Origin of the sequence: Streptomyces sp. NPDC001678 (assembly GCF_042892945.1) — a bacterium.
Classification (GTDB): domain Bacteria; phylum Actinomycetota; class Actinomycetes; order Streptomycetales; family Streptomycetaceae; genus Streptomyces.
This window is the reverse complement of sequence record NZ_JBIAUP010000005.1, coordinates 234,754-261,666: the sequence shown is the minus strand read 5'-3', so window position 1 is coordinate 261,666 and position 26,913 is coordinate 234,754. Positions and strand designations below refer to the sequence as shown.

28 protein-coding genes are annotated in these 26,913 nt (G+C 73.6%); 7 read left to right on the top strand and 21 right to left on the bottom strand.

Annotated features, from left to right (window positions below; genetic code table 11):
• Positions 1-6: 6 nt before the first annotated feature.
• From ACFYZR_RS12985 to ACFYZR_RS12960, 6 genes are all read right to left on the bottom strand, one after another.
• Positions 7-1,215: an acetylornithine transaminase gene (locus ACFYZR_RS12985; protein WP_391909147.1), complete on the bottom strand. Its 1,209-nt coding sequence runs from the start codon at positions 1,213-1,215 to the stop codon at positions 7-9.
• Positions 1,212-2,216, bottom strand: a complete 1,005-nt coding sequence (argB, locus tag ACFYZR_RS12980; RefSeq protein WP_391909144.1) for an acetylglutamate kinase — start codon at positions 2,214-2,216, stop codon at positions 1,212-1,214. The genes ACFYZR_RS12985 and argB overlap by 4 nt, the downstream gene beginning before the upstream one ends.
• On the bottom strand, positions 2,213-3,364 hold the full coding sequence (gene argJ, locus ACFYZR_RS12975; RefSeq protein WP_391909141.1) for a bifunctional glutamate N-acetyltransferase/amino-acid acetyltransferase ArgJ: 1,152 nt from the start codon (positions 3,362-3,364) through the stop codon (positions 2,213-2,215). The genes argB and argJ overlap by 4 nt, the downstream gene beginning before the upstream one ends.
• Positions 3,361-3,537: a hypothetical protein gene (locus tag ACFYZR_RS12970; protein WP_391909138.1), complete on the bottom strand. Its 177-nt coding sequence runs from the start codon at positions 3,535-3,537 to the stop codon at positions 3,361-3,363. The genes argJ and ACFYZR_RS12970 overlap by 4 nt, the downstream gene beginning before the upstream one ends.
• Positions 3,534-4,565 carry an N-acetyl-gamma-glutamyl-phosphate reductase gene (argC, locus tag ACFYZR_RS12965; protein WP_391909135.1) on the bottom strand — a complete coding sequence of 344 codons (1,032 nt, stop codon included), beginning with the start codon at positions 4,563-4,565 and terminating at the stop codon, positions 3,534-3,536. Before argC ends, ACFYZR_RS12970 begins: the two co-directional genes overlap by 4 nt.
• A 104-nt stretch (positions 4,566-4,669) precedes the next feature.
• Positions 4,670-5,251 carry a TetR/AcrR family transcriptional regulator gene (locus ACFYZR_RS12960; protein WP_391909132.1) on the bottom strand — a complete coding sequence of 194 codons (582 nt, stop codon included), beginning with the start codon at positions 5,249-5,251 and terminating at the stop codon, positions 4,670-4,672.
• Positions 5,252-5,299: 48 nt separating this feature from the next.
• Here ACFYZR_RS12960 and ACFYZR_RS12955 point away from each other — a divergent pair, with 48 nt between their 5' ends.
• The 4 genes from ACFYZR_RS12955 (at position 5,300) to ACFYZR_RS12940 (ending at position 8,541) form a co-directional block, all read left to right on the top strand.
• The gene (locus tag ACFYZR_RS12955; RefSeq protein WP_391909129.1) at positions 5,300-5,878 is read left to right on the top strand and encodes a GNAT family N-acetyltransferase; all 579 of its coding nucleotides are present in this window, start codon (positions 5,300-5,302) and stop codon (positions 5,876-5,878) included.
• Positions 5,879-6,030: 152 nt separating this feature from the next.
• The gene (locus ACFYZR_RS12950) at positions 6,031-7,251 is read left to right on the top strand and encodes a beta-ketoacyl-[acyl-carrier-protein] synthase family protein (RefSeq protein ID WP_391909125.1); all 1,221 of its coding nucleotides are present in this window, start codon (positions 6,031-6,033) and stop codon (positions 7,249-7,251) included.
• Positions 7,252-7,347: 96 nt separating this feature from the next.
• Positions 7,348-8,259 carry a LysR family transcriptional regulator gene (locus ACFYZR_RS12945; protein ID WP_391909122.1) on the top strand — a complete coding sequence of 304 codons (912 nt, stop codon included), beginning with the start codon at positions 7,348-7,350 and terminating at the stop codon, positions 8,257-8,259.
• A gap of 81 nt (positions 8,260-8,340) precedes the next feature.
• Positions 8,341-8,541 (top strand): DUF1918 domain-containing protein, encoded by a 201-nt coding sequence (locus tag ACFYZR_RS12940; protein WP_391909119.1) that lies wholly within the window; start codon positions 8,341-8,343, stop codon positions 8,539-8,541.
• Positions 8,542-8,547: 6 nt separating this feature from the next.
• On the opposite strand, the gene ACFYZR_RS12935 is transcribed toward ACFYZR_RS12940, so the two are convergent.
• Positions 8,548-9,804: a glycoside hydrolase family 10 protein gene (locus ACFYZR_RS12935; RefSeq protein ID WP_391909116.1), complete on the bottom strand. Its 1,257-nt coding sequence runs from the start codon at positions 9,802-9,804 to the stop codon at positions 8,548-8,550.
• A gap of 175 nt (positions 9,805-9,979) precedes the next feature.
• Here ACFYZR_RS12935 and ACFYZR_RS12930 point away from each other — a divergent pair, with 175 nt between their 5' ends.
• Positions 9,980-10,837, top strand: a complete 858-nt coding sequence (locus ACFYZR_RS12930) for a 3-hydroxybutyryl-CoA dehydrogenase (RefSeq protein ID WP_311610282.1) — start codon at positions 9,980-9,982, stop codon at positions 10,835-10,837.
• A gap of 148 nt (positions 10,838-10,985) precedes the next feature.
• Entirely contained in the window at positions 10,986-11,249 is a 264-nt protein-coding gene (locus ACFYZR_RS12925; RefSeq protein WP_391909113.1) for a hypothetical protein, read from the top strand.
• A 72-nt stretch (positions 11,250-11,321) separates the two neighbouring features.
• Here ACFYZR_RS12925 and ACFYZR_RS12920 read toward each other — a convergent pair whose 3' ends face one another.
• From ACFYZR_RS12920 to infC, 10 genes are all read right to left on the bottom strand, one after another.
• Positions 11,322-11,852, bottom strand: coding sequence for an NUDIX domain-containing protein (locus ACFYZR_RS12920; RefSeq protein WP_391909111.1), 531 nt, complete (start codon positions 11,850-11,852; stop codon positions 11,322-11,324).
• 58 nt (positions 11,853-11,910) lie between these two features.
• Positions 11,911-13,248 carry a tetratricopeptide repeat protein gene (locus ACFYZR_RS12915; RefSeq protein ID WP_391909109.1) on the bottom strand — a complete coding sequence of 446 codons (1,338 nt, stop codon included), beginning with the start codon at positions 13,246-13,248 and terminating at the stop codon, positions 11,911-11,913.
• Between the two features lie 85 nt (positions 13,249-13,333).
• The gene (locus ACFYZR_RS12910) at positions 13,334-14,530 is read right to left on the bottom strand and encodes a PP2C family protein-serine/threonine phosphatase (RefSeq protein ID WP_391909106.1); all 1,197 of its coding nucleotides are present in this window, start codon (positions 14,528-14,530) and stop codon (positions 13,334-13,336) included.
• Positions 14,531-14,904: 374 nt separating this feature from the next.
• The gene (pheT, locus tag ACFYZR_RS12905) at positions 14,905-17,418 is read right to left on the bottom strand and encodes a phenylalanine--tRNA ligase subunit beta (RefSeq protein ID WP_391909103.1); all 2,514 of its coding nucleotides are present in this window, start codon (positions 17,416-17,418) and stop codon (positions 14,905-14,907) included.
• A complete protein-coding gene (gene pheS, locus ACFYZR_RS12900) occupies positions 17,418-18,539 on the bottom strand; it encodes a phenylalanine--tRNA ligase subunit alpha (RefSeq protein WP_391909100.1) in 1,122 nt (373 codons plus the stop codon). The genes pheT and pheS overlap by 1 nt, the downstream gene beginning before the upstream one ends.
• A 167-nt stretch (positions 18,540-18,706) precedes the next feature.
• On the bottom strand, positions 18,707-19,783 hold the full coding sequence (locus tag ACFYZR_RS12895) for an ATP-binding protein (RefSeq protein WP_391909798.1): 1,077 nt from the start codon (positions 19,781-19,783) through the stop codon (positions 18,707-18,709).
• Between the two features lie 93 nt (positions 19,784-19,876).
• Entirely contained in the window at positions 19,877-20,710 is an 834-nt protein-coding gene (locus tag ACFYZR_RS12890) for a TrmH family RNA methyltransferase (protein WP_391909097.1), read from the bottom strand.
• 123 nt (positions 20,711-20,833) lie between these two features.
• Positions 20,834-21,220, bottom strand: a complete 387-nt coding sequence (rplT, locus tag ACFYZR_RS12885; RefSeq protein ID WP_229356600.1) for a 50S ribosomal protein L20 — start codon at positions 21,218-21,220, stop codon at positions 20,834-20,836.
• A 92-nt stretch (positions 21,221-21,312) separates the two neighbouring features.
• Positions 21,313-21,507: a 50S ribosomal protein L35 gene (rpmI, locus tag ACFYZR_RS12880; protein WP_126913401.1), complete on the bottom strand. Its 195-nt coding sequence runs from the start codon at positions 21,505-21,507 to the stop codon at positions 21,313-21,315.
• Positions 21,508-21,635: 128 nt separating this feature from the next.
• Positions 21,636-22,325 carry a translation initiation factor IF-3 gene (gene infC / locus ACFYZR_RS12875; protein ID WP_391909093.1) on the bottom strand — a complete coding sequence of 230 codons (690 nt, stop codon included), beginning with the start codon at positions 22,323-22,325 and terminating at the stop codon, positions 21,636-21,638.
• A gap of 307 nt (positions 22,326-22,632) precedes the next feature.
• Between infC and ACFYZR_RS12870 the strand changes: the two genes are divergently transcribed.
• Positions 22,633-23,004, top strand: a complete 372-nt coding sequence (locus ACFYZR_RS12870; RefSeq protein WP_126913404.1) for a DUF1844 domain-containing protein — start codon at positions 22,633-22,635, stop codon at positions 23,002-23,004.
• Between the two features lie 22 nt (positions 23,005-23,026).
• Here the strand turns inward: ACFYZR_RS12870 and ACFYZR_RS12865 are convergent, their stop codons facing one another.
• The 4 genes from ACFYZR_RS12865 to ACFYZR_RS12850 form a co-directional block, all read right to left on the bottom strand.
• Positions 23,027-23,851 carry an MIP family channel protein gene (locus ACFYZR_RS12865; protein ID WP_391909090.1) on the bottom strand — a complete coding sequence of 275 codons (825 nt, stop codon included), beginning with the start codon at positions 23,849-23,851 and terminating at the stop codon, positions 23,027-23,029.
• Positions 23,852-23,946: 95 nt separating this feature from the next.
• Positions 23,947-24,687, bottom strand: coding sequence for an SseB family protein (locus tag ACFYZR_RS12860; RefSeq protein WP_391909086.1), 741 nt, complete (start codon positions 24,685-24,687; stop codon positions 23,947-23,949).
• Between the two features lie 42 nt (positions 24,688-24,729).
• Entirely contained in the window at positions 24,730-25,920 is a 1,191-nt protein-coding gene (mycP, locus tag ACFYZR_RS12855; RefSeq protein ID WP_391909084.1) for a type VII secretion-associated serine protease mycosin, read from the bottom strand.
• Positions 25,917-26,780: a hypothetical protein gene (locus ACFYZR_RS12850; RefSeq protein WP_391909081.1), complete on the bottom strand. Its 864-nt coding sequence runs from the start codon at positions 26,778-26,780 to the stop codon at positions 25,917-25,919. Before ACFYZR_RS12850 ends, mycP begins: the two co-directional genes overlap by 4 nt.
• Positions 26,781-26,913 lie beyond the last annotated feature (133 nt).

Below are 26,913 nucleotides of genomic sequence, written 5' to 3'. Positions count from 1 at the left end.
TCTTCGTCAGTCTCCGGATCGTCGTTCCCCGTGGGCCCCGTCGGCGACGGCGTCCAGGACGCCGGGCAGCGTCCGGAGGAACGTCTCCGCCTCATCCTCGGTGATGATCAGCGGAGGGGCCAGCCGCACCACATCGGGCGCGACCGCGTTCACCAGCAGGCCGGCTTCCTGGGCCGCCTGCTGCACCTTCGGTGCGAGGGGCTCGCCAAGGACAATACCCAGCAGCAGGCCGGTACCACGGACGTGGTCGACGAGGGGGTGGCCGAGCGCGGCGATCCCGTCACTCAGCAGACCCCCGACGCGCTTGACCCGGCCGAGGATCCCGTCGCTCTCCAGGGTCTCCAGGACGGCGAGCGCGGCGGCGCAGGCGACGGGGTTGCCGCCGAAGGTGGAGCCGTGCTGACCAGGTGTCAGCAGCTCGGCGGCGGGCCCGAAGGCCAGGGTCGCGCCGATGGGCAGCCCGCCGCCGAGGCCCTTGGCGAGGGTGACGACGTCCGGTTCGACGCCCTGCGCCAGGTGCTCGAACCAGTGTCCGGTGCGGCCGATACCTGTCTGGATCTCGTCCAGCACCAGCAGGGCCCCGGCCGCGCGGGTGATCTCCCGGGCGGCGGCCAGATAGCCCGCCGGGGGCACGACGACGCCGTTCTCGCCCTGGACGGGCTCCAGGACGACCATCGCGGTCTCGGTGGTGACGGCCGCGCGAAGCGCCTCCGTGTCCCCGTACGGCACGTGGGTGACGTCGCCCGGCAGCGGAAGGAAGGGGTCCTGTTTGGCGGGCTGGCCGGTGAGGGCGAGGGCGCCCATGGTGCGGCCGTGGAAGCCACCCCGGGCGGCCACCATGTGCGGCCGGCCCGTCCGCCGCCCGATCTTGAACGCGGCCTCGACGGCCTCCGCGCCGGAGTTGGCGAAGTAGACCCGCCCGGGGCGGCCGGCCAGCGCCAGCAGCCGCTCGGCGAGCTGGACGGTCGGCTCGGCGGTGAAGAGGTTGGAGACGTGACCGAGGGTGGCGATCTGGTCCGACACGGCCCGGACGACGGCCGGGTGGGCGTGGCCGAGGGCGTTGACGGCGATGCCGCCGACGAAGTCCAGGTAGCGCTTGCCGTCGGCGTCCCAGACGAACGGGCCCTCGCCGCGCACCAGCGGGATCGCGGGCGTGCCGTAGTTGTCCATCAGGGCGCCCTGCCAGCGCCTGGTGAGCTCCGCGTTGGTCGTCATGACTGCCCCTCCGGGTCCGGCACGACCATGGTGCCGATGCCCTCGTCCGTGAAGATCTCCAGCAGGATCGAGTGCTGGACGCGGCCGTCTATCACCCGCGCCGTGGTGACGCCGTTGCGCACGGCGTAGAGGCAGCCTTCCATCTTGGGCACCATGCCGCTGGCCAGCTCGGGCAGCAGCCGCTCCAGTTCGCTCGCGGTGAGCCGGCTGATGACCTCGTCGCTGTGCGGCCAGTCCTCGTAGAGGCCCTCGACGTCGGTGAGGACCATCAGCGTCTCGGCGCCGAGCGCCACGGCGAGCGCGGCGGCGGCGGTGTCGGCGTTGACGTTGTAGATCCCGTTGACGTCGCCGTCGTCGGCGCTGCGGGCGATGGAGGAGACGACGGGGACGCGGCCGTCGTCGAGCAGGGCCTGGACGGCGCCCGGGTCGATCGCGGTGATCTCGCCGACCCGCCCGAGGTCCACGCGCTCGCCGTCGATCTCGGCGTAGTGCTTGGTGGCGGTCATCAGGTGGGCGTCCTCGCCGGTGAGGCCGACGGCCAGCGGGCCGTGCTGGTTGAGCAGGCCGACGAGCTCGCGCTGCACCTGCCCGGCGAGGACCATCCGGACGACGTCCATGGCCTCGGGCGTGGTGACCCGCAGCCCGGCCTTGAACTCCGAGGCGATGCCCATCCGGTCGAGCTGGGCGCTGATCTGCGGTCCGCCGCCGTGGACGACGACGGGCTTGAGGCCGGCGTGCCGCAGGAAGACGACGTCCTGGGCGAAGGCGGCCTTGAGCTCCTCGTCGACCATGGCGTTGCCACCGAACTTCACGACGACGGTCTTGCCGTGATGGCGGGTCAGCCAGGGCAGGGCCTCGACGAGGGTGCGGGCCTTGGGCAGGGCGGTGTGCCGGCGGGTGCCGCCCGCGCCCGCAGTGCCCGCGATGCGGTCGGTGGGTGCGGTCGCGGTGGTCGCGGTGGTCGTCGTCGCGGTCGTGTCGCCGCTGTCCGTGGTGGTCATGAGGAGTACGCGCTGTTCTCGTGGACGTAGTCGGCGGTGAGGTCGTTGGCCCAGATGATCGCGGCCTCGGAGCCCGCGGACAGGTCGGCGGTGATGCGGACCTCCCGGTACCGCATGTCGACGAGATCGCGGTCGTCGCCGACCGAGCCGTTGCGGCACACCCAGACGTCGTTGATGGCCACGTTGAGCAGGTCGGGGTCGAAGGCGGCGGAGGTGGTACCGATGGCGGAGAGGACGCGGCCCCAGTTGGGGTCCTCGCCGTGGAGGGCGCACTTGAGGAGGTTGTTGCGGGCGATGGAGCGGCCGACCTCGACGGCGTCGTCCTCGGTGGCGGCGTTGATCACCTCGATGCGGATGTCCTTGCTGGCGCCCTCGGCGTCGCCGATGAGCTGGCGGGCGAGGTCGTCGCAGACGGCCCGTACGGCCTCGGTGAAGGCGTCCTGGCCGGGGGTGACGCCGGCGGCGCCCGAGGCGAGCAGCAGCACGGTGTCGTTGGTGGACATGCAGCCGTCGGAGTCGACCCGGTCGAAGGTGGTCCGGGTGGCGGCGCGCAGCGCGGCATCGAGGCCGGCGGCGTCGACGTCGGCGTCGGTGGTGAGGACGACGAGCATGGTGGCGAGGCCGGGGGCGAGCATGCCCGCGCCCTTGGCCATGCCGCCGACGGTCCAGCCGTCGCCCTGGACCACGGCCGTCTTGTGCACGGTGTCCGTGGTCTTGATGGCGATGGCGGCCTTCTCGCCGCCGTGCGCGGAGAGTTCGGCGGCGGCCTTCTCGATGCCGGGCAGCAGCTTGTCCATGGGGAGCCGGACGCCGATCAGGCCGGTGGAGGCGATGGCGATCTCGGCGGCGCTGTGCCCCAGCGCCTCGGCCGCCTTCTCGGCGGTGGCATGGGTGTCCTGGAAGCCCTCCGGCCCGGTGCAGGCGTTGGCGCCCCCGGAGTTGAGGACGACGGCGGAGACCTGACCGCCCCTCAGGACCTGCTGGGACCAGAGGACGGGGGCGGCCTTGACGCGGTTGGCGGTGAAGACGCCCGCTGCGGCCAGGCGGGGGCCCTGGTTGACCACGAGGGCCAGGTCGGGCTGTCCGCTCTCCTTGATCCCGGCGGCGATGCCCGCCGCCGTGAAGCCCTTCGCCGCTGTGACGCTCACTGCTTCTCCTTGCCGACTGCCGTCGTCTTCTTCTTCGGGTCCTGGTTTCCGGCCCGACGGCCGGACGGGGATCTGTCGCACAGGGTGCGCGGGGTGCGGGGGGTGCCCGGGGCGCCCGAGGCGCACGGCGTGAGCCGGGCGAGCGCGGTGGCGACCGCGCGCCGGATGGTCATGGCGCCACCCCGGTGGCGGGCAGTCCCAGCTCCTCGGGCAGCCCGAGGGCGATGTTCATGCTCTGCACGGCACCGCCGGCCGTGCCCTTGGCGAGGTTGTCGATGGCGCTGATGGCGACGATGCGGCCCGCCGCCTCGTCGAGGGCGACCTGGACGAGGGCCGTGTTGGAGCCGAGGACGGACGCGGTCGAGGGCCACTGCCCCTCCGGCAGGAGCCGGACGAACGGCTCGCCGGCGAAGGCCTTCTCGTACGCGGCGCGCACGGTGTCCGCCGTGACGCCGGGCCGGGCCTTGGCGCTGCACGTGGCGAGGATGCCGCGGGGCATGGGGGCGAGGGTCGGGGTGAAGGACACGGTGACGGGCTCGCCCGCGGCGGCGGAGAGGTTCTGGACGATCTCCGGGGTGTGCCGGTGGCCGCCGCCGACGCCGTACGGGCTCATGGCGCCCATGACCTCGCTGCCCAGCAGGTGCGGTTTGGCGGCCTTGCCGGCGCCGGAGGTGCCGGACGCGGCGACGATCACGGCCTCGGGACCGGCCAGCCCGGCGGCGTACGCGGGGAAGAGCGCGAGGGAAACGGCGGTCGGGTAGCAGCCCGGAACGGCGATCCGCCGGGCACCACGCAGCGCGTCCCGCGCGCCGGGCAGCTCCGGCAGCCCGTACGGCCAGGTGCCCGCGTGCGGGGAGCCGTAGAAGCGCTCCCACGCGGCCGCGTCCTTCAGCCGGAAGTCGGCCCCGCAGTCGACGACCAGGACGTCCTCGCCGAGCCCGTCGGCGACGGCGGCGGACTGCCCGTGCGGCAGGGCCAGGAAGACGACGTCGTGCCCGGCGAGGGCCTCGGTCCCCGTCGGCAGCAGCACCCGGTCCGCGAGCTGCGGCAGATGCGGCTGGAGGCCGCCGAGCCGGGCGCCGGCGTTGGAGTTCCCGGTCAGCGCGCCGATACGGACCTCGGGGTGCCCCAGCAGCAGGCGCAGCACTTCCCCGCCCGCGTATCCGCTCGCTCCGGCCACTGCCGCGTGTATCGCCGCCATCGACGCCTCCTTGGTGATGGCATGACTATACGAATAGCGGCAGTTTTATGCAATGCCCTCGTCGTGCCCCGCCGGGGCATGGAGATCACCCCGCTGCGGTGGAATCAGCTCAGCGCCGCCAGGTAGTCGTCGAGGAGTTCCGCCTGGCGCTCGGGCGGGAACGTCGTGGGGCTGAACAGCGCCTGCACCACCAGGCCGAGCACGAAGGACTGGGCGCCGGCCGCGATGCGCTCCGGGTCGCCCGGGGGCAGTTCGCCCAGCCGTTGGGCCGCGGCGACCAGGTCGCGCAGCCTGCCGCGGCCCTCGGCGTACTTCCGGCCGTAGTCGTCGCTCAGCGCGGGGTCGGCGAGCGCGGTGTCCCAGGAGGAGACCCAGATCCGGTTGCTCGCGGTGGCCTCGGCGGTCAGCGGAAGGATGTCCAGCAGGGCGGCCCGCACCGCGGACAGCCCCTCCCCGGCCGCGCGCCGGGGGCGGGAGGCGGTGCGCTCGGCGAGCAGGTCGAGGGCGTACGCGACCAGGTCGCGCTTGGCGGGGAAGTAGTGGGTGAGCAGACCGGTGGTCGCGCCGAGCTCGGTGGCGACGGCACGCAGGGTCAGCCCGCCGAAGCCGTGCGCGGCCAGCACCCGCCAGACCGCCTCCGAGACTTCGCGCCGCCGGGCTTCGTGATCTCCCTTGGTACGTGGCATGCTGCCACCGTACATATCCGTAACACTTGTTATGTGAATGGGGTCACCATGTTCTCCCTTCCACTGCGGGACGACGCCCACCTCCGCCCGCTGGAGATATGGCACGCCGAGGAGTTCGCGGCCCATATGGACCGGGCCCGCGAGCACATCCGGCCGTGGGTCGGGCCGGCCTTCGTCACCGACGACCTCGACGGGGCGCGGGGCACTCTGCGCCGCTACGCCGAGCGCCAGGCCGCGGACGGCGCCCGCCTGTACGGCATCTGGCTCGACGGCACGCTCGTGGGCGGCGTGATGTTCGTGGACTTCGACATCACCTTCGGCTCCTGCGAGATCGGCTGCTGGCTGGAGCCGGCCGCCGAGGGACTGGGCCTGGTCACGAAGGCGTGCCGCGCCCTGCTGGACTGGGCCTTCACCGAGCGGGGGATGCACCGCGCCGAATGGCACTGCCGGGCCGACAACGAGCGCAGCTCCGCCGTCGCCGTGCGGCTCGGCATGGCGCTCGAAGGTGTGCGGCGCGAGTACTGGCCCTTCGACGGCGTCCGCCACGACAAGCAGATCTGGGCCGCCCTCGCCCCCGAGCTGCAGGCCCGCCGCTCGGGCGGGGCCAACCTCAAGCCCGTGGAGTAAATCACCGGACCCTACAAATCCCCGGAACCCGACTCCGTGGATCACGGCATCCGTTCTGCCGGAAAACCCCTGGAAGAGTGGCCAGTGAGTTGATCACTCCCTGCCCGCTTCCCGGGCGGGGAGTTATATCCCTACCACAAAGGGGGTTGTCCATGAGCAGCGATGTCAAGGATGTGGTGGTCACGGGTCTGGGTGCCACGACGCCGCTCGGCGGGGACGTGGCCTCGACCTGGGCCGCGATGCTGGCCGGGGAGTCGGGGATCGGCCCGATCGAGGAGGAGTGGGCGGCGGAGCTGCCCGTGCGGATCGCCGGGCGGCTCAAGTCCGAGCCGGCCGAGGTCCTGGACCGGGTGCTGGCCCGCCGGATGGACCGCTGTGAGCAGATCGCGCTCGTCGCCGCCCGGGAGGCGTGGGCCGACGCGGGCCGGCCCGAGGTCGAGCCGGAGCGGCTGGCCGTGGTGATCGGTACGGGCACGGGCGGCGCGCTGACGCTGCTCGGGCAGGACGACGTCCTGGAGGCGTCCGGGGTGCGGCGGGTCTCCCCCCACACCGTCCCCATGCTGATGGCCAACGGGCCCGCCGCCTGGGTCAGCATCGAGCTGGGCGCCCGGGGCGGGGCCCACACCCCGGTCAGCGCCTGCGCGTCCGGCGCCGAGGCCATCGCCATGGGCCTGGACCTGATCCGGCTCGGCCGGGCCGACGTGGTGGTCGCGGGAGGCACGGAGGCCTGTATCGCCCCGCTGCCCATCGCCGGTTTCGCGCAGGCCAAGGCCCATTCGACCCGCAATGACGCGCCCGCCCTGGCGTCCCGTCCCTTCGACGCCGGCCGCGACGGCTTCGTCATCGGCGAGGGCGCCGCCGTGGTCGTCCTGGAGCGAGCGGAGTTCGCCGCCGCCCGCGCGGCCAGCGCCCACGCTCGGCTCGCCGGGGCCGGGGTCACCTCGGACGCGTTCCACATCACCGCCGCGCACCCCGAGGGCCAGGTCCGGGCGATGCGCCTGGCACTGGCCTCGGCGGGGCTCTCCCCCCGGGACATCGAGCACGTCCACGCCCACGCGACCTCCACGCCCCAGGGCGACCTGGTCGAGGCGCGGTCGGTCACCGAGGCCATCGGGCTCCACCCGTCCGTCACGGCGACCAAGTCGATGACGGGACACCTCTTCGGCGCGGCGGGGGCGGTCGGCGCGCTCGCCGCGATCCTGGCGGTCCGCGACGGCGTCGTCCCCGCCACGGCGAACCTCGAGACCCTGGACCCCGAGGTGGGGCTCGACGTCGTCGCGGGCGGGCCGCGCCGGGGCGCGGTGACGGCCGCGCTCACGAACTCCTTCGGCTTCGGCGGACACAATGCGTCGCTGGTCTTCACGGCGTCCTGAGCGCCCTGCCGCATCCGCTGTCGTCCGACCGCGGGCCGTCGGTGGCTGATCGCGCAGTTCCCCGCGACCTGTGAGCGGCGTGCAACGATACCCCTCATGCAGTTGCCCGACATGAATCTTCTCCCCGCCCTGGACGCCCTGCTGCGGGAGGGGAGCGTGACGGGCGCCGCCGCCCGGATGAACGTCTCGGCCTCGGCGATGAGCCGCACCCTCGGCCGGCTGCGGCGGGTGCTGGGCGATCCGCTGCTGGTCCCGGCCGGGCGCGGCCTGGCCCTCACCCCCCGGGCGCGGGAGCTGCGGCCGTCGGTCGAGGCGGCCCTCGCCGGGGCGCTGGCCGCGCTGCGGCCCGCGCCGGAGGTCGACATCGCGACCGTGGAGCGGCGGTTCACCCTGCGCACCAACGACGCGTCGGCCGTCGTCCTCGGCCCGCCGCTCACCGCCCGCGTGGCCCGGGAGGCGCCCGGCGTCCAGCTGCGGATCCTGCCCGAGGGCGACGAGGACCCCGCCGATCTGCGCGACGGCGTCGACCTGGACATCGGTCAGCTGCCCGAGCTCCCGCACGACGTGCGCAGCCGGCCGCTGCCGCCGCAGAACCATGTCGCGGTCTGCCGCGCCGACGCGCCGCACGCGGCCGGGCCGCTGACCGTCGAGCGGTTCGCCGCGCTCCCCCACATCACGGTCACCCGGCGGGGGCTCCTCCACAGCGTCGTCGACGAGCGGCTGGCCGAGCTCGGGCTGACCCGCCGGATCCTCACGACGGTGCCGTCGCACGTCACGGCCTGCTTCCTGGCGCTGCGCTCCGACGCGCTGGCGCTGGTGGGCGCGGCGGTCGCCACCCATGTCGCCCAGGCCGTGCCGCTGGTGGTCCGGGAGATCCCGCTGTCCCTGCCGCCGGTCGCCCTGGGCATGGCCTGGCACGTACGCGTGGACACCGACCCGGCCCACCGATGGCTGCGGGAGGCCGTGGCGGACGCCGCGGGCGCGACGGCGGGCACCGGCCATTCCTGAACGCGCCCTATACCGCCGGTCACCTTAGGCTGGGAGTATCCGAGAGCGCACCTGTCCGTCCCCGGCGAAAGGGTCACGTCGATGGAAGCGAAGAAGGGCGACCGGTTGGTGGTGCACGGCAGGGTCGTCGGGCAGCACGACCACACCGTGGAGATCGTGGAGGTCCTGGGGCCCAAGGGCAACCCGCCCTACCGGGTGCGGGACGACAAGGGGCACGAGACGATCATGTCGCCGGGCCCCGACTCCATCGTGGACCACCGCAAGGCGAGCGAGCAGTTCTAGACGGCTCTAGCGCGGCGGGCGCGCGCGGTGGGGGTAGTGGTCCTTCACCACGCGCGCCATCGCCCCGATGCGGTCGGCGACGACGTTCCGCGCCGAGAAGTAGACGTTGCCGCGCACCTCCGGATGGCGGCGGCTCAGCGCGATGTGCCGGGAGAGCTCGGCCGGGTCCTGCCAGGGCGCGGGCTGCGCGGGGTCGCCCGCCCGGTAGAGGGCCTCGCCGATGTAGAGCTGGACGTTCGTGCCGCGGACGGCCTCCGCCCACCAGGGCACCAGCGTGGCGTAGTCGGCGGGTGCGAAGCCGATGTGCCAGTAGCACTGCGGGACGATGTAGTCGATCCACTGCCGGCGGACCCAGGCGAGGGTGTCGGCGTGGAGGTCGTCGTAGGTCTGCACCCCGGCCTTGGTGTCGGAGCCCCGGGGGTCCGTGGTGCGGTTGCGCCAGACGGCGAACGGGCTGATCCCGAAGCGCACGTGCGGTTTGCGGCGCTTGAGGCGCTCGCCCGTCTCGCGTACCAGGCGGTCGATGTTGTCGCGCCGCCAGGCCGCCCGGTCGGGGAAGCCCGCGCCGTACCGCTCGAAGGCGGCCGTGTCGTCGAAGGTCTGGCCGGTCACGGGATACGGGTAGAAGTAGTCGTCGAAGTGGACGCCGTCGAGGTCGTAGCGCCACACGGCGTCGAGCAGGGCGTCCTGGACGAACCGGCGGACCTCGGGCAGCCCGGGGTTGTAGTAGAGCTTCCCGCCGTAGGGCACCACCCACTCGGGGTGGATCCGCGCGGGATGGGTGGGCACGAGCCGTCCGGGGTCGGTGTGGTTGGCGATGCGGTAGGGGTTGAACCAACCGTGGAGCTCCAGACGGCGTTTGTGGGCCTCGCGCACGGCGAAGGCCAGCGGATCCCAGCCGGGCGACCGTCCCTGAATGCCGGTCAGATATTCCGACCACGGCTCGAAGCGGGAGGGCCAGAAGGCGTCGGCCGTCGGCCGGATCTGAAGGATCACGGTGTTCAGCCGCCGGGCCACCGCCGCCTCGAACAGGTCCAGCAGCTCGGCCCGTTGCCGCTCCGGGGGCAGCCCGGGACGCGAGGGCCAGTCGACATTGACGACGGTCGCGATCCACATGCCCCGGAACTCCCGCCCCTGGGTCCGCCCCGTCCGCTCGCCCGCCCCCGCGACCTCGACCCCCGCCGCCTCACCCGTCGTGGTCAGCAGCGCCGCCATGGTGCTCGCGGCGGTCACGGTGAACCCTCTTCGCGTCAAACGCCCCATATGCGGATGCTCCTTCTTCCGGTGCTGTCGCGTGAGTCACACCCTTCACGCAGAGCATGCCCGCCCCGGCCCCCTCGCCACCGCCCCGCGCGGAGTAACGTCTTTTCCAGGGCGGCAGCCGGATGACCTCCGGTCCTCCGCCGGTCGACCGAAGATCAGCGAAAGGCACGATGTGGTGACCGACATCGAACGCGTCGGAGTGGTGGGCTGCGGCCAGATGGGCGCGGGCATCGCGGAGGTGTGCGCCAGGGCCGGCCTGGACGTCAAGGTCGCGGAGACCACCGGCGAGGCCTTGGAGCTGGGCCGCACCCGGCTGACCAACTCCCTCGGCAAGGCCGCCGAACGCGGCAAGATCACCGAAGCGGAGCGCGACGCCACCCTGGGCCGGCTGAGCTTCACCACCGACCTCGGCGAATTCGCCGACCGCGATCTGGTGATCGAGGCCGTGGTGGAGAAGGAGCAGGTCAAGACCGAGATCTTCCAGGTCCTCGACCAGGTGGTGACCCGCCCGGACGCCATCCTGGCCTCCAACACCTCCTCCATCCCGCTGGTGAAGCTGGCCGTCGCCACCTCCCGCCCGGACCGGGTCATCGGCATCCACTTCTTCAACCCGGCCCCGGTGCAGAAGCTCGTCGAGCTCATCCCGGCGCTCACCACGAGCGACGACACCATCCACCGCGCCGAGGCGCTCGTGGGCAAGGTGCTCGGCAAGCACGCCATCCGCGCCCAGGACCGCTCCGGCTTCGTGGTCAACGCCCTCCTCATCCCGTATCTGCTCTCCGCCATCCGGATGTTCGAGTCCGGCATGGCCAGCCGCGAGGACATCGACAACGGCATGGAGCTGGGCTGCGCCCACCCCATGGGCCCCCTCCGGCTCTCCGACCTCATCGGCCTGGACACCGTCGCCTCCGTGGCCGACAGCATGTACGAGGAGTACAAGGAGCCCCTGTACGCCGCTCCCCCGCTGCTCCAGCGGATGGTCGACGCGGGCCGGCTGGGCCGCAAGACGGGCTCCGGCTTCTACACCTACTGACCGTGACCACCGGCGCCCGCCCCGCCTTCACACGGGGTGTGCGCCGGTGACCCGCGAATACCCTCCGCACACGCTCCCGCCCCGCCTGTCCGCGCGATTGACTCGGATCGTCGCACCGACAGCGTCTTCTCGAAAAGGGGTACGGACCGTGACCATCCATCCCGAGCGCACCGCCACCACTCCGGCGGAGCTCGCGGAGCTCCGCCGCAGCCTGGACGTCGGCGTCGTCCGCATCGACGGCCGGCTCGCCCTGCTCGGCCAGCGGAGCGAGCAGGCGGAACGAGACCTCGCCGAAGTCGCCGAGCGGCTAAGGGCCCTGGAGCACGGCCGGTGGCCGCTGCCGTCGCTGGCCGCCCTCACGGGGGTCGCTGCGCTGGCTTTGACCGTATGGCAGACCGTGGGCGGCCGGTGAGCGTGCCCGTCTGCGGGCCGTCCGTGGCCTGTCGCGCAGTTCCCCGCGCCCCTTCGGGGCGCGGGGAGCGCTTCAGCCGAGCCGCATGTGGTGCAGCAAAAGCAGCGCGGCGGCCATGTTGGCGGCCGGGACCTCGCCGCGGGCGATCAGGTCCGGCACCAGCTTGAGCGGCACCCACTCACGGCGGTCCGACTCGAAGCCGTCCTCCGGGTCGCCGATGTACTCGGCCTCGTCCGCCCAGTAGATGTGGTGCCGGGCGTCGGTGAGCCCGTTGGACGGCTCGACGGACATCAGGTGCCTGAGCGGGCCCGGCCGCCAGCCGGTCTCCTCCTCCATCTCCCGGGCCGCGGCGGCGGCGATGTCCTCACCGTCCTCGACGACCCCGGCCGCCAGCTCCCAGCCCCAGTTGTCGGTGATGAAACGGTGCCGCCACAGCAGCAGGACCTCATTGGCCGTGTTGACCACGGTGGCCACGGCGACGGGCCGCAACCGGATGAGGAAGTGGTCGAGATGACGGCCGTCGGGCAGTTCGACGTCCGCGAGATTGACCTGGAACCAGCGGTTCTCGTAGACGGTCAGCTCCCTGAGATTCTTCCAACGCAACGTTCTGCCACCTTCCGCCGAGGTGGCCACCTCCCGGGCGCCGTCCTGGCGACCTCTCTCACAACGGCACGCGCAGCGCCCCGTCGATCATCTCGGCGGCCTCGGCCGTGGCCGCGCACCCACTTTCGATCAGGTGCTCGCGCACCGCACGGAGCCGGTCCCGTAAGCGCTGCGATTCCATGCCTCTCGCCTGCTCGGTCATCTCCCGCGCGGTGGCCACCGCCTTGTCCGCGTCTCCCTGACGCAGCTCGATGTGCGTGAGCATGGCGAGCCGGTGGACACGGCCCCGGTCGTGGGCGGGGGTGTCGACGGCCCGGTCCGCGTGCTCACGGGCGGGCCCGAGGTCGCCGAGGCTCAGCAGGGCCTCCGCGACCTGTACGTTCACCAGTCCGGGCTGGACGTAGCCGGTCTCGGCGGGCTCCATCCCCCGGTGGATCCGCTCGGCGGCCGCCTCGGCGCGCCGGATGCAGCCCAGCGCCCCCTGGCCGTCGCCGAGCCGGGCGTAGGCCTTGGCCTGCATCGCGTAGAGATCGGCGGCGAGCGCCGGGGTGAGGTCCCGGCCGGCGGCCCGCACCGCGGACTCGGCGAAGGCGACGGCCTGCCGGTACTCCCCCATGAAGAGCGACTGGTTGACCAGGAGGGCGATCACATAGGCGCCCAGGCCACGGTCGTTGCTGGCCTTGGCGAGCCGCAGGGCCTGGTGGAAGTAGCGCTGGGCCAGGCCGTGGGCGTCGGAGTCGTAGGCGCAGATCCCGGCGACCGCCACCAGCCCCCCGGTGGCCCGGTGCAACTGACGGCCCATGGCGTCGGAGTAGCCGCCGCGCAGCAGCGGGGCGGCCTCGGCGTTGAGGAAGCCGACGACCCGGGCGCGGGTCGCCACGCCGCCCGCCTTGCGGTACATCTGCTCGTAGTGGGCCCGGGCCGCGCGGAGCATCTCGATGTCGGTCATCGAGACCCGGGTCAGCCCGCGCCGGGAGACATCGGCGTCCTCGGGCGGGTTCTCCCACTCCCATACGGGGATGACGGCGGGGGTCCCGGTGACGGCGGGGGCCCGGACGACGTGCTCGCGCTGCTGCTCGTCGGAGCGCCACAGGGCGGTGGCACGATCGACGAACCCGGACAGCGGGGTGCCGGGCGCCCGGGGGGTGCCGGGGGTGCCCAGGCCGATGTCGTCGAGGGTCAGCCCGCGGTGCAGCCGCTCGCCCAGGACCTCGCAGATCAGGTCCGGGACCTGGCCCCGGGGCCGCTGGCCCTTCAGCCAGCGGGCGACGGCGGTGTGTTCGTAACGCAACGCCAGTCCCCGGGCCCGGCCCGCCGCGTTGATGTGCGCGGCCAGGCTCGCGTGGGAGATTCCCGCCTCGTCGAGGATGGCGTCGAGCAGTGTGTTGGGCTCCATCCCGCCCTCCGGTGCGCTCGGTGGGATCAGCGTAGTGGAGATCGGTTCGCACGGGGTGTGAACGGGCCATGGGCGCGGGCGCACGTCAGGAGCCCGCGACGAGCGCCCGGGGCGGCCTGGCGGCGGCCAGCGGACCGGGGCCGCGCTCGTTCCGCAGGGCGAGGAGGGCGAAGTCGTCGGCGACCGGCCCGCCGGTGTGCCGCAGCAGCGCGGCCCGCACCCGGGCGACGAGGGTCAGGAGGGCGGGCGGGGTGTCCCGGGCGGCCTCGGCGAGGGCGCGGGCGAGCGGGAAGAACCTGCCCTCGGCGTCCCGGGCGTCCTCGACACCGTCGGTGTGGAGCACCAGGACGTCACCGGGGAACAGCCGGGTGAGCGGGAGGGGCGGCAGCCCGGCGGGCAGGGGGAACACCCCGAGCGGGGGCAGCGGGTCGCCGTGCCCCACGACGGTGGGCCGGGGGCCGGCGACGCCGACGCCGTCGCCTTCGCCGGCCAGCCGGTGCGGCCAGGGGTGGCCGCAGTTGAGCGCCACGACCTCGCCGTCCGCCCGGACCTCCAGCAGGAGCACGGTCGCGAACTCCTCGGTGTCCCAGCCGTCCCGGGCCGCGCCGCCGGTGCCCCGCTCCCCCCGGTCCCGCAGGTGCCGGTGGAGGGCGCGCTCCAGGCGGCGCAGCACGTCCGGCAGTTCCGCCTCGTCGTACGCCGCGTCACGGAAGCTGCCGAGGAGGGCGGCGGCGGTGCCGAGGGCGGGCAGCCCGTGGCCGCGTACGTCGCCCATGAGGACGCGCACGCCGTACCGGGTGGCGAGCGCCTCGTAGAGGTCGCCGCCGACGAGCGCCCCCTCGCCGGCGGACACATGAAGGCTCGCCAGAGCGATCCCGTCGAGCAGGGGCGGCAGGGGGCGCAACAGTACGGTCTGCGCGGTGACCGCCACCTCCCGGGCGCGCTCCAGCTCGCCGGTGAGCCGGCGGGTGCGGCCGGAGATCAGATAGCTCGCCGCGACGACGGCGAGGACCGCGCCGCACGTGCCCAGCCTGCCGCCCGCCCCGGCGCGCCCGGACGGGACGGGCGGGGCGAGCGCGAGCAGCGCGCAGACGCCGCCGAGCAGGACGCACTGGCGGCGCCCGGTACCGGCGCAGGCGATCGCGGGTGTGGCGGCGAGGAGTTCGATGAACCGGGTGCCGAGGGGGCTGAGGAGTTCCCAGAGGACGACCGCGAGGACCCACAGCCCGGGCAGCACGAACACGATTCCCCGCCGGAAGCGAGCCGCTCGTGTACGGATCATGCCGTCGGCCCCCTAGCAGCAAAGACGCGCCTGATTCTCGCGATCGCGCAAGCGGATGCGGAGGGTTGGGCCGCATTTTCCACCCGATCGGGGGATACCGACGGCCTCCGGCCGACCGGAAGAGGGCGCAACGGGCCTGGGGCGCCCCGGAATTTCCGGGGCGCCCCAGGCGCGTTGCGCCCCGCAAGGGGCGCGGGGAACGGCGCGACCAGCCCAGGCCGGCCCGCGGTCGCGAGACTCCGGTACCGACCCGGCGCTCATGCGCCACCGCCCGGCCACGGCCGCCGCGACGACGCCCGTGAGCGAGCCGCACGACGGGGGCCGGGTGACCCCGGCCCCCGTCGCCGCTCAGGCCCGCCGCCAGGCGCTACGCGCTACGCGCCGCGCAGCACCGCACCCACGCGCTCCACCGCAACCCGCACGGCCGCGTCACGCGCGGCCGAGGCCTCGTCGGCCGTCAGGGTGCGGTCCGCGGCGCGGAAGCGCAGCGCGTAGGCCAGGGACTTCTTGCCCTCGCCGAGCTGCGCGCCGGTGAAGACGTCGAACAGGCGCAGCGACTCCAGCAGTTCGCCGGCGCCGTCCCGCAGGGCGGCCTCGACGTCGGCCGCCGGGACCGAGGAGTCGACGACGAGCGCGACGTCCTGGGTGGCGACCGGGAAGGTGGAGACGTGCGGCCCCTGGACGGCGCCGTTGCCGGCCCGCTCCAGCAGATCGAGGTCGATCTCCATGGCGCAGGCGCGCTCCGGCAGGCCGAACGCCTTGATGACGCGCGGGTGGAGCTCACCGGCGTTGCCGACGGCCACCTCCTGGCCGTCGATCAGGACGGAGAACACGGCGCACCGGCCCGGGTGGTACGGCGCCGACTGGTCCTGACGGATGATCAGCTCGGCGCCGGCCTCACGGGCCACGGTGCGGCCCGCCTCGACGGCGTCGGCCCAGCCGGCCGGACGGGCCTGCTGGCCCCACCAGCCGGCCCGCTCGCGGGCGCCGGCGAGGACGACGGCGGCACGGCGCGGCTGCCGGGGCAGCGCGGCGTTGAGGCCGGCGATCTCCTCGTCGGTGGGACGGCGGTCGACGGGCAGCCGCGCCGGGACGCCCTCCTCGCCCGTCGGCTCGAAGACCAGGCCGGTCTCGAAGAGCGCCAGGTCGTGCTCGCCGCGGCTGTCGTTGCGGCGCAGGGCGGCGAAGAGCCCCGGCAGCATGGTGGTGCGCAGCGCCGGCTCCGCCTCGGAGAGCGGGTTGGCCAGGCGCACCGTGGTGCGACGCGGGTCGTCGGCGGCCAGGCCCAGGTGGTCCAGGGCCCACTCACCGATGAAGGGGTAGTTGAGCACCTCGACATAGCCGGCCCCGGCCAGTGCCCGGCCGACGCGGCGGTGGAGGCGCTGGCGGTGGGTCAGGCCACGGCCGGCGGGCGGCGCGGGCAGCGCCGAGGGCACGTTGGCGTAGCCCTCCAGCCGGATGACCTCCTCGGCGAGGTCGTTGGGGTCGGTGAGGTCGGGCCGCCAGCTGGGGACGGTGACGATCAGCTCGTCCTGGCCGTAGACGTCGCAGCCGACCTCCTGGAGGCGGCGCACGACGGTCTCGCGGCCGTACTCGACGCCCGCGACGCGGTCCGGGTGGTCCGCGCGGATGGAGATGGTGCGCGGCCCGCTGGGCGCGACGACCTCGGTGACGCCGGCCTCGGCGGTGCCGCCACCGAGCAGCACCAGCAGGTCGACCGTGCGCTGGGCGGCGGCCGAGGCGGCCTGCGGGTCGACGCCGCGCTCGAAGCGCTTGGACGCCTCGGTGGTCAGCTTGTGGCGGCGGGCGGCGCGGGCGATGGCGACCGCGTCGAAGTGCGCCGCCTCGATGACGACGTCGGTGGAGCCCTCGCCGGCCGCGTGGTCGGCGATCTCCGTCTCGGCGCCGCCCATCACACCGGCGAGCCCGATGGGGCCGCGGTTGTCGGCGATGACCAGGTCCTCGGCGTCCAGGACGCGCTTGGTGCCGTCGAGGGTGGTGAGCTTCTCGCCGGGCTGGGCGCGGCGCACGCCGATCGTCCCGTCCAGGCGGGCGCGGTCGTAGGCGTGCAGCGGCTGGCCCAGTTCGAGCATCACGTAGTTGGTGACGTCGACGGTCAGCGAGATCGGGCGCATGCCGGCCTTCTGGAGGCGGCGGCGCAGCCAGATCGGCGACTGGGCCTCGGGGTCGATGCCGATGACCGTGCGGGCGGTGAAGCGGCCGCAGCCGGCGGGGTCGGCGACGGCGACCGGGTAGCCGTAGCTGTTGGGCGCGGGCACGTCCAGCAGGGCCGGGTCGCGCAGCGGCAGACCGTAGGCGGTGGCGGCCTCGCGGGCGATGCCGCGCATCGACAGGCAGTAGCCGCGGTCGGGGGTGACGGCGATGTCGAGGACCTCGTCGACGAGCTGGAGCAGCTCGATGGCGTCGGCGCCGACCTCGTGCTCGTTGGAGAGCACGATGATGCCGTGGGTGCCGTCGTCGCCCATGCCCAGCTCGTCGCCGGAGCAGATCATGCCGCGCGAGACCTTGCCGTAGGTCTTGCGCTCGGCGATGGCGAAGTCGCCGGGGAGCACGGCGCCGGGCAGCGCGACGACGACCTTGTCGCCGACGGTGAAGTTACGGGCGCCGCAGACGATCTCCTGCGGCTCACCGGTGCCGTTGGCCGTGCCGACGTCGACGGTGCAGAAGCGGATCGGCTTGCGGAAGCCCTCGAGCTCCTCGATGGTGAGGACCTTGCCGACGACGAGGGGGCCGGTCAGGTCGGCGCCGAGCTGCTCGACGCGCTCGACCTCGAGGCCGGCGTCGATCAGCTTGGCCTGCACGTCGCGGCCGGTCTCGCCGGCCGGAAGGTCGACGTATTCCCGCAGCCAGGAAAGCGGGGCGCGCATCAGATCTCCATCCCGAACGGCCTGGTGAAGCGCACGTCACCCTCGACCATGTCTCGCATGTCCTCGACGTTGTGGCGGAACATCAGCATTCGCTCGATGCCGAACCCGAAGGCGAAGCCGCTGTACTTCTCCGGGTCGATGCCCGCGGCGATCAGCACCCGGGGGTTGACCATGCCGCAGCCGCCCAGCTCGATCCAGCCCTCGCTGGAGCAGGTGCGGCACGCCTTGTCGGGGTTGCCGACCGACTCGCCGCGGCAGGCGAAGCACACCATGTCCATCTCGGCGGACGGCTCGGTGAACGGGAAGTACGACGGGCGCAGCCGGGTGCGCATGTCCTCGCCGAAGAGCACCCGCACCATGTGGTCGAGGGTGCCCTTGAGGTCCGCCATGGTCAGGCCCTCGTCGATGGCGAGGAGCTCGACCTGGTGGAAGACGGGGGTGTGGGTGGCGTCCAGCTCGTCGGTGCGGTAGACGCGGCCCGGGCAGATGACGTAGACCGGGGGCTCGCGGTCGAGCATCGAGCGGATCTGCACCGGGGAGGTGTGGGTGCGCAGCACGACGCCGGAGTCGGCGTCCTTCTTGGCGCCCCGCACGAAGAAGGTGTCCTGCATGGTGCGGGCGGGGTGGTCCGGCGCGAGGTTCAGGGCGTCGAAGTTGAACCACTCGGCCTCGACCTCGGGGCCCTCGGCGACCTCGTAGCCCATGGCCACGAAGACGTCCTCGATGCGCTCGCCGATCGTGGTCAGCGGGTGGCGCGCGCCGGCGGGCACCCGGTCGTACGGCAGGGTGACGTCCACCGCCTCCTCGACCAGGACGCGGGCGTCGCGCTCGGCCTCCAGCTCCGCCTGACGGGCGGCGAGGGCCTTGTTCACGGCGCCGCGGGCCATGCCCACGCGCTTGCCGGCCTCGGCCTTGGCCTGCGGCGGCAGGGCGCCGATCTCGCGGTTGGCGAGGGCCAGCGGGGAGCGGTCGCCCATGTGGGCGCCCTTCGCCTCGCGGAGGGCCTCGAGGTCGGCGGCCGCGGCGAAGGCGGCGAGCGCCTCGTCCCGCATCCGCTCGATCTCTTCCGGTTTCAGTGCCTCGACCTCGACAGGGTCGTACGACTTATTGGGTGCCGACATATCTTCCCGTGCTTCCGATTGTCCCCCAGCTACCGCTGGGAGGTGCCCCCAGGCTTCGCTTCGCTCCCGCGCGGCTTCGCCCAACGGCGCTGGCCAAAGGTCGTGCCAAAGGTGCCAAAGGTCGAGTCTAAGGGGCCGCGCGATCCGGATGAGCCCGTGGGCGCGGCTCAGGCCTGGGTGAGGAAGGCCGGGGCGCCCACGGGCAGGGTAAATCGGAACTGGGCGCCGCCGTGGGCCGCCCGCCCCACCGTGATCGTCCCGCCGTGGGCGTCGATGATGCCCTTGACGATGTACAGCCCGAGGCCGGTGCCGCCGCGCTTGCTGCCCCGCCAGAAGCGGGTGAAGACGCGGGCCATCGACTCCTCCGGGATGCCGGGGCCCTCATCGCTCACGGTGACCGCCGTCCCCTCCGCGTGGACCTTCATCAGTGCTGGTGTCACTTCTATGGTGACGACTCCCTCGCCGTGGCGCACGGCGTTTTCCAGGAGGTTGCCCAGCACCTGGTCGACCTTGTCCGGATCCGCCCAGAGCGCGGGCAGCGAATCGGCGACCTTGATCTCGAACCGCTCGGGCCGCATCCCGGCCCGGGTGTAGCTCGCCACGTGCCGTCGGACGGCGGCGGCCATGTCGACCGGCTGCCGGCGCACCTCCAGGCGGCCGGAGTCGATCCGTGAGATGTCCAGCAGCTCGGCGATCAGCCGGGTGACCCGGTCGGCGTCGGCGTCGACCGTCTCCAGCATCAGCCGCTTCTGGTCGTCGGTGAACCGCTCCCACTTGGCCAGCAGCGTGGCCGTGAAGCCCTTGACGGAGGTCAGCGGGGAGCGCAGCTCATGGGCGACGGTGGCGATCAGCTCGGCGTGGCTGCGCTCGGTGCGCCGGCGCGCCTCGGTGCCGCGCAGCTGGACCACCACGCGCACCACCGGCCCGCCGGGCCGCTCGCGGACGTAGCGGGCGGAGACCAGCACCTGGCGGCCGCCGGGCAGCAGCAGATTGCGCTCGGGCTGGCCGGTGCGGGTGGCGAGCCCGCCGTAGGGGTCGGTCACGGCCCACCAGCGGCGGCCGTCCAGATCCTCCAGCGGCAGGGCGCCGTCCAGCTGCCGGCCGAGGGCGTCGCCCGGGCGCACGGCGGTGATCCGGGCCGCGGCGGCGTTGAAGCAGGTGATCCGGCCGGTGGCGTCGGCGACGACCAGCCCGTCGGGCAGGTCGTCGGCGTGGAGGGCGGCGGCCGGTCCCGGGGAGCCCATGGAGGCGGCCGGGCATGTGCCGGCCACCACGCTCCCGGACGTCCTGACGTTCATCGACCCGCACCCCCTCCCGACCCCCGGAGCGCCACCCTACTAGCTGGAGGTCACGGAGCGGCACCCTCCGGACGCGCGCTGCGCACGGGCGGAGGCGTAGAGGCACACCGCGGCGGCCGTGGCGAGGTTGAGGCTCTCGGCCTTTCCGTGGATCGGGACGCGCACCACGGCGTCGGCGAGCGCCCGGGTCTCCTCCGGCAGGCCCCAGGCCTCGTTGCCGAAGATCCAGGCGCTGGGCCCGCCCATGGCGCCCTGGTCCAGCTCCTCGTCCAGGTCCTTGTCGCCGGCGCCGTCGGCGGCCAGGATCCGCGCCCCGGCGGCCTTCAGGCCCGCGACGGCCTGCTCGACGGGGACGCCCACGGCCACCGGCAGGTGGAAGAGGGAGCCCACGGAGGCCCGCACCGACTTGGGGTTGTAGAGGTCCACCGAGGCGTCGGTCAGCACGACGGCGTCGGCGCCCGCGGCGTCCGCGCAGCGCAGGACCGTACCGGCGTTGCCGGGGTCGCGGACGTGCGCGAGGACGGCGACCAGCCGGGGCCGGCCGGCCAGGATCTCCTCGAAGGGCGAGTCCAGGAAGCGGCACAGGCCGACGATGCCCTGCGGGGTGACGGTGTCGGACATCTCCGCGATGACCTCGTCCGTCGCGGTGAGCACGGGCACCCCGGCGGCGTGGGCGGCGGCGACGATGTCGGCGTGGCGCTCGGCGGCGTCCGGCGTCACGTACACCTCGATGAGGTGGTCGACGGCCTCGCGGACGGACTGCGGTCCCTCCGCGATGAAGCGGCGTTCCTTGCTGCGGAAGCCGCGCTTGGCGAGACGGCGGGCCGCGATGACACGGGGCGATCGCAGGGAGGTCAGCTCGGGGGCCGCCATGGGCTCACTTTCGGTAGCGGAGGTGCGGTGGGCGTCCGGTCACACCCCGTACCGGGGCCCGGACGCGAGCGGACCCGCAGGCCGGGGGCCTGCGGGTCCGGACGGTGCCTTGCGGCGCCTGGATCAGGCGGCGGCCTTCGGCGCGTTGACGTCGGCCGGCAGGGCCTTCTGCGCGACCTCGACGAGCGCGGCGAACGCGTTCATGTCGTTGACCGCGAGCTCGGCCAGCATCTTGCGGTCCACCTCGATGTTGGCGGCCTTCAGACCCTGGATGAGGCGGTTGTACGTCATGCCGTTCTGGCGGGCAGCGGCGTTGATGCGCTGGATCCACAGCTGACGGAAGTCGCCCTTGCGCTTCTTGCGGTCGTTGTAGTTGTAGACCAGGGAGTGGGTGACCTGCTCCTTGGCCTTGCGGTACAGACGCGACCGCTGACCGCGGTAGCCGCTGGCCTGCTCGAGGATCGCCCGGCGCTTCTTGTGCGCATTGACTGCGCGCTTGACGCGTGCCACTTGTTAACTCCTTGTAGCGGGGCCGTGGTGGGTTCTCACACGACCCGAAAACGATTGGGTCCCGGTGTGGACATTCGGCGCGAGGCCGAATGTCACATGCCGAGAAGCTTCTTGATCTTCTTGGCGTCGGCCGGGGCCATCTCGGCGTTGCCGGTGAGGCGACGCGTCAGGCGGGACGACTTGTGCTCGAGCAGGTGGCGCTTGCCAGCGCGCTCACGCAGCACCTTGCCGGAGCCGGTGACCTTGAAGCGCTTCTTGGCACCGCTGTGCGACTTGTTCTTCGGCATAGCGCCGTTCTCTCCTCGTCGGTGGCACTCCACGGCCCTGTGGGGGGCGCGGTGAAGCGTCAACTGTTGATTGCTGTCCGGAGCGGGGGACGCCCCGGAGTGAGCACCAGGGCCGCGAGGCCCCGGGATCACGCCTCTGCGGGCTCCTCGGGGGCGTCCACGTCCGCGGTGGTTCCACCCTGGCGCTCCGCCTTGCGGGCGGCCTGGGCCTCGCGGGCTTCGGCCATCGCCTCGGTCTTCTTCTTGTGCGGACCGAGAACCATGATCATGTTTCGGCCGTCCTGCTTGGGGTTCGACTCGACGAAACCCAGGTCCTGGACGTCTTCCGCGAGGCGCTGAAGCAGTCGGTAGCCCAGCTCGGGGCGGGACTGCTCACGGCCACGGAACATGATCGTGATCTTGACCTTGTCGCCCTGCTTGAGGAACCGGACGACGTGACCCTTCTTGGTGTCATAGTCGTGCGGGTCGATCTTCGGCCGGAGCTTCATCTCCTTGATGACCGTGTGCGCCTGGTTCTTGCGCGCCTCACGGGCCTTCATGGCCGACTCGTACTTGAACTTCCCGTAGTCCATGAGCTTGCAGACCGGCGGGCGTGCGTTCGCCGCCACCTCGACCAGGTCGAGGTCGTACTCCTGCGCAAGCTCCAGGGCCTTGGCAAGCGGCACGATGCCTACCTGCTCGCCGCTGGGACCGACAAGTCGCACCTCGGGGACACGGATCCGGTCGTTGATGCGGGGCTCGGCGCTGATGGGGCCTCCTCGGTAGCACCACGCGACGCCCTCGTGGGCCGCCGCGCAACGTCTTTTCGTAAAGACCAACCGCGCCGGCACATGAAAAATGCCCCGACGGGCACAGGCGGGGCTCCATACCGGAACACCGCCACGGCAAGCCGCGGGGCGCTATCGGGCAGCTCCATCGTCCGTACGGAACGATGGCTACCGCCTGACCGGAGACCTGCCGACCCATGGTCGGCAAGGTGGGAGAACGGAGCTCCACTTGTGGGCCGGGCACACTGATGTGCTCAGCCGGTCGTTTACCGACGATAGCAGGTGGGGAGCAGACGTGCTAACCGGGCGTACCGGCCGGTGGCGGACCGATCCGGCACCGGGACGTATCGTGTGCGCCATGAGCGACGCGACCCCCACCAGCGGGGAGAACCCCACCCCCGACTTCGACACCATGACCCGCGACATCGCGGACGTCCCCGCCGTCGAGGTGATCACCACGGTCGCGGTGCACCTGATGAGCGCGGCGGCGGTCAACCTCGGCCTCGCCGAGGACGGCGAGCGGCACAAGGACCTCGACGAGGCCCGCAAGCTGATCACCGCGCTCGCCGGGCTGGTCACCGCGAGCGCCACCGAGGTCAGCAACTTCCACGCGGCCCCGCTGCGCGACGGCCTGAAGTCGCTCCAGCTGGCCTTCCGCGAGGCGTCCGTCGTCCCGGACGAGCCGGGCCAGGGGCCCGGTGAGAAGTTCACCGGACCCGTGTACGCGTAGGGATTTTCCGTCGAGGGCCGGTTCAGGCCGGGCCGCCGTAGTGCGGCCGGTCGGGCCGGCCCTCGCCCGTACCCGCCAGCGGCTCGGGCGCCGCGAGCTCGTCCGCGAGCATGGCGACGCCGTGCGGCGGGTGGGTGACCCGGTGGGCGTACGAGGCGAGGGCGCCGCCGACCAGCGGGGCGATGATGAACAGCCACAGCTGGGAGAGGGCCGCGCCGCCCGCGAAGAGCGCCGGGCCGATGCTACGGGCGGGGTTGACCGAGGTGCCGGTCAGCGGGACGCCGACCAGGTGGTCCACCGCCAGCGCCAGGCCGATGGCCAGCCCGCCGAAGCCCACGACGGCGACCCGGTGGGTCACCGCGAGCACCACGAACACCAGCAGGAAGGTCAGGACGACCTCCGCGAGGAACGCGCCACCGGTGTTGATGTGCACGGCCGAACGGTCCGCGTAGCCGTTGCTGCCGAACGTCCCGTCGGTCTTGATCCCGGGCACCTGCTTGGCGATCAGGAAGAGGATCGCCGCGCCGACGATGCCGCCCACCAGCTGGGCGATCCAGTACTCGATGGCCGTGTGGATCGTGATGCGGCGCTCCAGCAGCAGCCCGAGCGTCACCGCCGGGTTGAGGTGGCAGCCCGACACCGGCCCCAAGGCGTACACCAGGGCCAGAAGAGTGAAGCCGAACGACAGGGCGATGCCGACCACGCCGATGTAGTCGGCCGCGAGGACCACGGAGCCCACCGCGAACAGCACCAGCAGCAGGGTTCCGAGGAACTCGGAAGCGGCGGTCCTGGTCTTCACCGGGTCCAGATTGGCCAGGGCCGGCTTCACGTTCTTCAGGGCGTCCATGGCGACCTCCTGAGGATCTCGTGGACCGTCCTCGTGAAATTGTCGGACGGTATCCCCGGGAGCGCCTGTCGGGACGGCCGCGGCCGGTGGCCCGGCTAGCGGCTGAAGAGCGCCTCTCCCGGGACGTGCGCCGCCGCGGGCAGCAGGGCGAGGTCCAGGCCCCGCACCAGCCGGGCCCGCAGCACCTCGTCGGCGGCCAGCCCCTCGGCGACCCGGCGCACCACGTCACCGGCCGCCGCGCCCTCGGCGAGGACCAGCGCCAGCGTGCCGTCGGCCTCGCCGGACGGGGTGAGGTGCGCCCGCAGCACGCCGGGCTCGGCCGCGAGGACGCCCCGCAGGGCGCCGGTGACGGCGGGGTCGGCCAGCGGGTCCGCGCTGTCGCGCCCCTCGGCCAGCGCCAGCAGGGCGGCGCCGGTCAGCGGGTAGGTCACGGGACCGGCCAGGTCCAGCACGATGGTGTCCGCCTTCTCGTGCGCGGCGGCCCGGAGCGCCTGGTGCAGCGGCACGGCCACGGGCCGGGCGTCCGCGCGCCAGCGGGCGAGGGTGCCGGTCGAGGTGAACGCGGGCAGCGCGCGGCGCCCGTCCGGCGCCTGGAGCGTCGGTACGGCCATGTCGCTGGACTTCTCGCGCTTGAGCCCGTCGGGCCCGGTCTCCACCTCGCCGAGCACGGCCACCACGGGCACGAGCAGCCGGGTGCCCGGCAGGGCGGCCAGCACCCGCCGCTCGGCCTCGGCCGAGCGGTCCGCCGCCCAGGCGGCGAGCGCCTCGGCGAGAGCGGGGTCGGCGGAGCCGTCGTCGTCGGAGAACTGGGAGTCCGGGATGTTCTTGAGCGCCACGGCTTGAGCGTATCGGGTGGGGTTTCCCCGCCGGAGCCCCGGTTACGGGAAGGGGCCGGACTGGGCGGGAGCAGCCTCCGGCCGCCGGCGCCGCAGCACCGCCGACACCACGAGCAGCAGCACCCCCGCACCGCCCGCGACCAGCGCCGACAGACCCGGCCCGCCCCCGTCGGCAGGGTCCGGCGCGGCTCCCGGCCCGCCGCCGAAGTAGCGCGGCACCGCGGGCGCCGCCCGCCGGGCGGCCACCGTCTCCCGTCCCGCCTTCTCGATCGCCGCCGCCGGATCCACCATCCCCGCGCCCACCTCGTCGTCGCGCCCGCCCTCCGGCCGGTCCCGCGCGGTCTCGGTCAGCAGCTCGCGGACCCGTGCCGGGCTCAGCCCCGGCCGGGCGGCGCGCAGAAGCGCCACGGCCCCGGAGACGAAGGCGGAGGCCGCGCTCGTCCCCCAGCCCTCGTAGTAGCGCCGGTCGGGGTCGGCGATGACCACGTCGACGCCGGGCGCGCTGACGGTGGCGTACCAGCGGCGGGTGGAGAAGGAGGCACGGCCGCCGTAGCGGTCGACGGCCGTCACGGCGATCACGCCCGGGTAGGCCGCCGGGTAGGAGACGTGGTCGCCGTGCTCGCCGCCGTTGCCCGCGGAGGCGACGACGACGGCTCCCTTGGCGAGGGCGTACTGCACGGCCGCGTCCTCGCGCGGCTCGGGGTGGGCGGTGTCGCTGTCGTCGCCCAGGGACAGGTTGATCACGTCGGCGCCGTGGTCGGCGGCCCAGCGGATGCCGTCCGCGAGGGCGCTGCCGCGCGCTCCCCGGGCCTTGGCGCGGGCGGGGTCGCTGTCCTCGAGGATCACCCGCACCGGGAGGATCCTCGCCTCGGGGGCGACGCCGGTGATCCCGTCGGCGTCGTCCTCGCCGTGCCCCCGGCCGGCGATGATCCCGGCCATGGCGGTGCCGTGCCGGGCCCAGGCGCGGTCGCCCGGCCCGGCGCCGAAGCCGATCAGGTCCTTGCCCGGCAGGACCCGTCCCCGCAGGTCCGGGTGGCCGTCGTCGACGCCCGTGTCGAGCACGGCGACGGTGATCCCGGCGCCCTTGGTCGTCCGCCAGACGTCCTGGACGTGGAGGGCGTCGAGCGCCCACTCCTGCGCCCTTATGGCGTCCGCCCGGGCCGGGGCGGCGACGAGCACGGCGAGGGCGGTCCCGGCGGCCAGCGCGGCCAGGGCCCGGCGCGGACGCCTCATCGGCCGGCCTCCCGGCCCGCCGGCCGGCGCGCGGCGTCGCGGTAGGCGCGCTCCACTTCCTCCGCGAGGGTCGTCGCGTCATGGCCGAGGCCCGCCTCCGCCGGGGCCTCGGTGGCGCCGGGGACGACCGCCCGGACGGCGGGCAGCGGCCGGGTGCCCGTACGGCCGTCGGCGAAGCCGGTGACGGCGTAGACGACGACGGGCACGTCCGTCATGACGGCGATGTGCCAGCTGGCGCGCTGCGCGTCGCCGAAGCGCGCGGCGGGCGTGTCCCGGAGCGCGAGGGGGCGGGGCATCAGATCGGCGCGCTCGTCGAGGTGTTCGTCGGCGAACCGGCGGCGCAGGGCGCGCATGCCCGCCGCGTCCGCGTCCGTGACGAGCAGGCCGACGGTCGTCACATGGGAGGACGTGGCGTCCGCGTAGGTGGCGCGCAGCAGCCGGGCGCAGCCGACGGGGGCCAGGGCGGTGGCGAGGAGGGGGTCGAAGGCGTCGGCGCAGCCGCTGTCGGGGGCGACGCCCAGCCGGGTCCACTCGCGTGGGGCGCCGCCGGGTCCGGCCGCGTCCCGGTGGACGACGGCCGGGAAGATCCGGTCGACGGACAGGCCGCGCCAGAGCGTGGCGCCGCGGGTGTAGGCGGCCTCGGCGGCCGAGCCGTCGCCCGGGCCTGCGGCCAGGCAACTCCCGGTCACGGCCCCGGCTATGAGGCCGAGCCCGAGGACCAGGCTGACGGCGGCCGTGGCGGCGCGTCCGGCGCCCCGCGCGGGCGGGGGCGGTACGGGAACGGGGGGCGGGAGCGGGGGCGGCGGGGGTGCCCAGTGGGGGGCGGGAGGCGGCGGCATGGGTTCCGCTTCGGTGCTCAACCTGCGCTCCCCCTCGCGAGCCGGCCGGTCGTACCGCCGTATGTCGGACTTCCGCCACATCCGCCGCCGGCCCGAAGGCCGTGGTGTGCGCGCCACTTTACGGTGCGCGACGCGACGGGTGCCATTCGCCCGG

What these genes read in the sequence shown, in the direction of transcription:
- pheT (WP_391909103.1), bottom strand. Translation starts at nt 17,418, where the DNA reads ATGCGCGCCCCGCTTTCCTGGCTGCGGGAATACGTCGACCTTCCGGCC.
- mycP (WP_391909084.1), bottom strand. Translation starts at nt 25,920, where the DNA reads ATGAGGCGTCCGCGCCGGGCCCTGGCCGCGCTGGCCGCCGGGACCGCC.
- ACFYZR_RS12935 (WP_391909116.1), bottom strand. Translation starts at nt 9,804, where the DNA reads ATGGGGCGTTTGACGCGAAGAGGGTTCACCGTGACCGCCGCGAGCACC.
- ACFYZR_RS12940 (WP_391909119.1), top strand. Translation starts at nt 8,341, where the DNA reads ATGGAAGCGAAGAAGGGCGACCGGTTGGTGGTGCACGGCAGGGTCGTC.
- ACFYZR_RS12950 (WP_391909125.1), top strand. Translation starts at nt 6,031, where the DNA reads ATGAGCAGCGATGTCAAGGATGTGGTGGTCACGGGTCTGGGTGCCACG.
- ACFYZR_RS12960 (WP_391909132.1), bottom strand. Translation starts at nt 5,251, where the DNA reads ATGCCACGTACCAAGGGAGATCACGAAGCCCGGCGGCGCGAAGTCTCG.
- ACFYZR_RS12915 (WP_391909109.1), bottom strand. Translation starts at nt 13,248, where the DNA reads ATGGAGCCCAACACACTGCTCGACGCCATCCTCGACGAGGCGGGAATC.
- ACFYZR_RS12865 (WP_391909090.1), bottom strand. Translation starts at nt 23,851, where the DNA reads ATGGACGCCCTGAAGAACGTGAAGCCGGCCCTGGCCAATCTGGACCCG.
- rpmI (WP_126913401.1), bottom strand. Translation starts at nt 21,507, where the DNA reads ATGCCGAAGAACAAGTCGCACAGCGGTGCCAAGAAGCGCTTCAAGGTC.
- pheS (WP_391909100.1), bottom strand. Translation starts at nt 18,539, where the DNA reads ATGTCGGCACCCAATAAGTCGTACGACCCTGTCGAGGTCGAGGCACTG.
- ACFYZR_RS12945 (WP_391909122.1), top strand. Translation starts at nt 7,348, where the DNA reads ATGCAGTTGCCCGACATGAATCTTCTCCCCGCCCTGGACGCCCTGCTG.
- ACFYZR_RS12890 (WP_391909097.1), bottom strand. Translation starts at nt 20,710, where the DNA reads ATGGCGGCCCCCGAGCTGACCTCCCTGCGATCGCCCCGTGTCATCGCG.
- ACFYZR_RS12910 (WP_391909106.1), bottom strand. Translation starts at nt 14,530, where the DNA reads ATGATCCGTACACGAGCGGCTCGCTTCCGGCGGGGAATCGTGTTCGTG.
- argB (WP_391909144.1), bottom strand. Translation starts at nt 2,216, where the DNA reads ATGACCACCACGGACAGCGGCGACACGACCGCGACGACGACCACCGCG.
- ACFYZR_RS12970 (WP_391909138.1), bottom strand. Translation starts at nt 3,537, where the DNA reads ATGACCATCCGGCGCGCGGTCGCCACCGCGCTCGCCCGGCTCACGCCG.
- ACFYZR_RS12895 (WP_391909798.1), bottom strand. Translation starts at nt 19,783, where the DNA reads ATGGGCTCCCCGGGACCGGCCGCCGCCCTCCACGCCGACGACCTGCCC.
- ACFYZR_RS12985 (WP_391909147.1), bottom strand. Translation starts at nt 1,215, where the DNA reads ATGACGACCAACGCGGAGCTCACCAGGCGCTGGCAGGGCGCCCTGATG.
- argC (WP_391909135.1), bottom strand. Translation starts at nt 4,565, where the DNA reads ATGGCGGCGATACACGCGGCAGTGGCCGGAGCGAGCGGATACGCGGGC.
- ACFYZR_RS12870 (WP_126913404.1), top strand. Translation starts at nt 22,633, where the DNA reads ATGAGCGACGCGACCCCCACCAGCGGGGAGAACCCCACCCCCGACTTC.
- ACFYZR_RS12955 (WP_391909129.1), top strand. Translation starts at nt 5,300, where the DNA reads ATGTTCTCCCTTCCACTGCGGGACGACGCCCACCTCCGCCCGCTGGAG.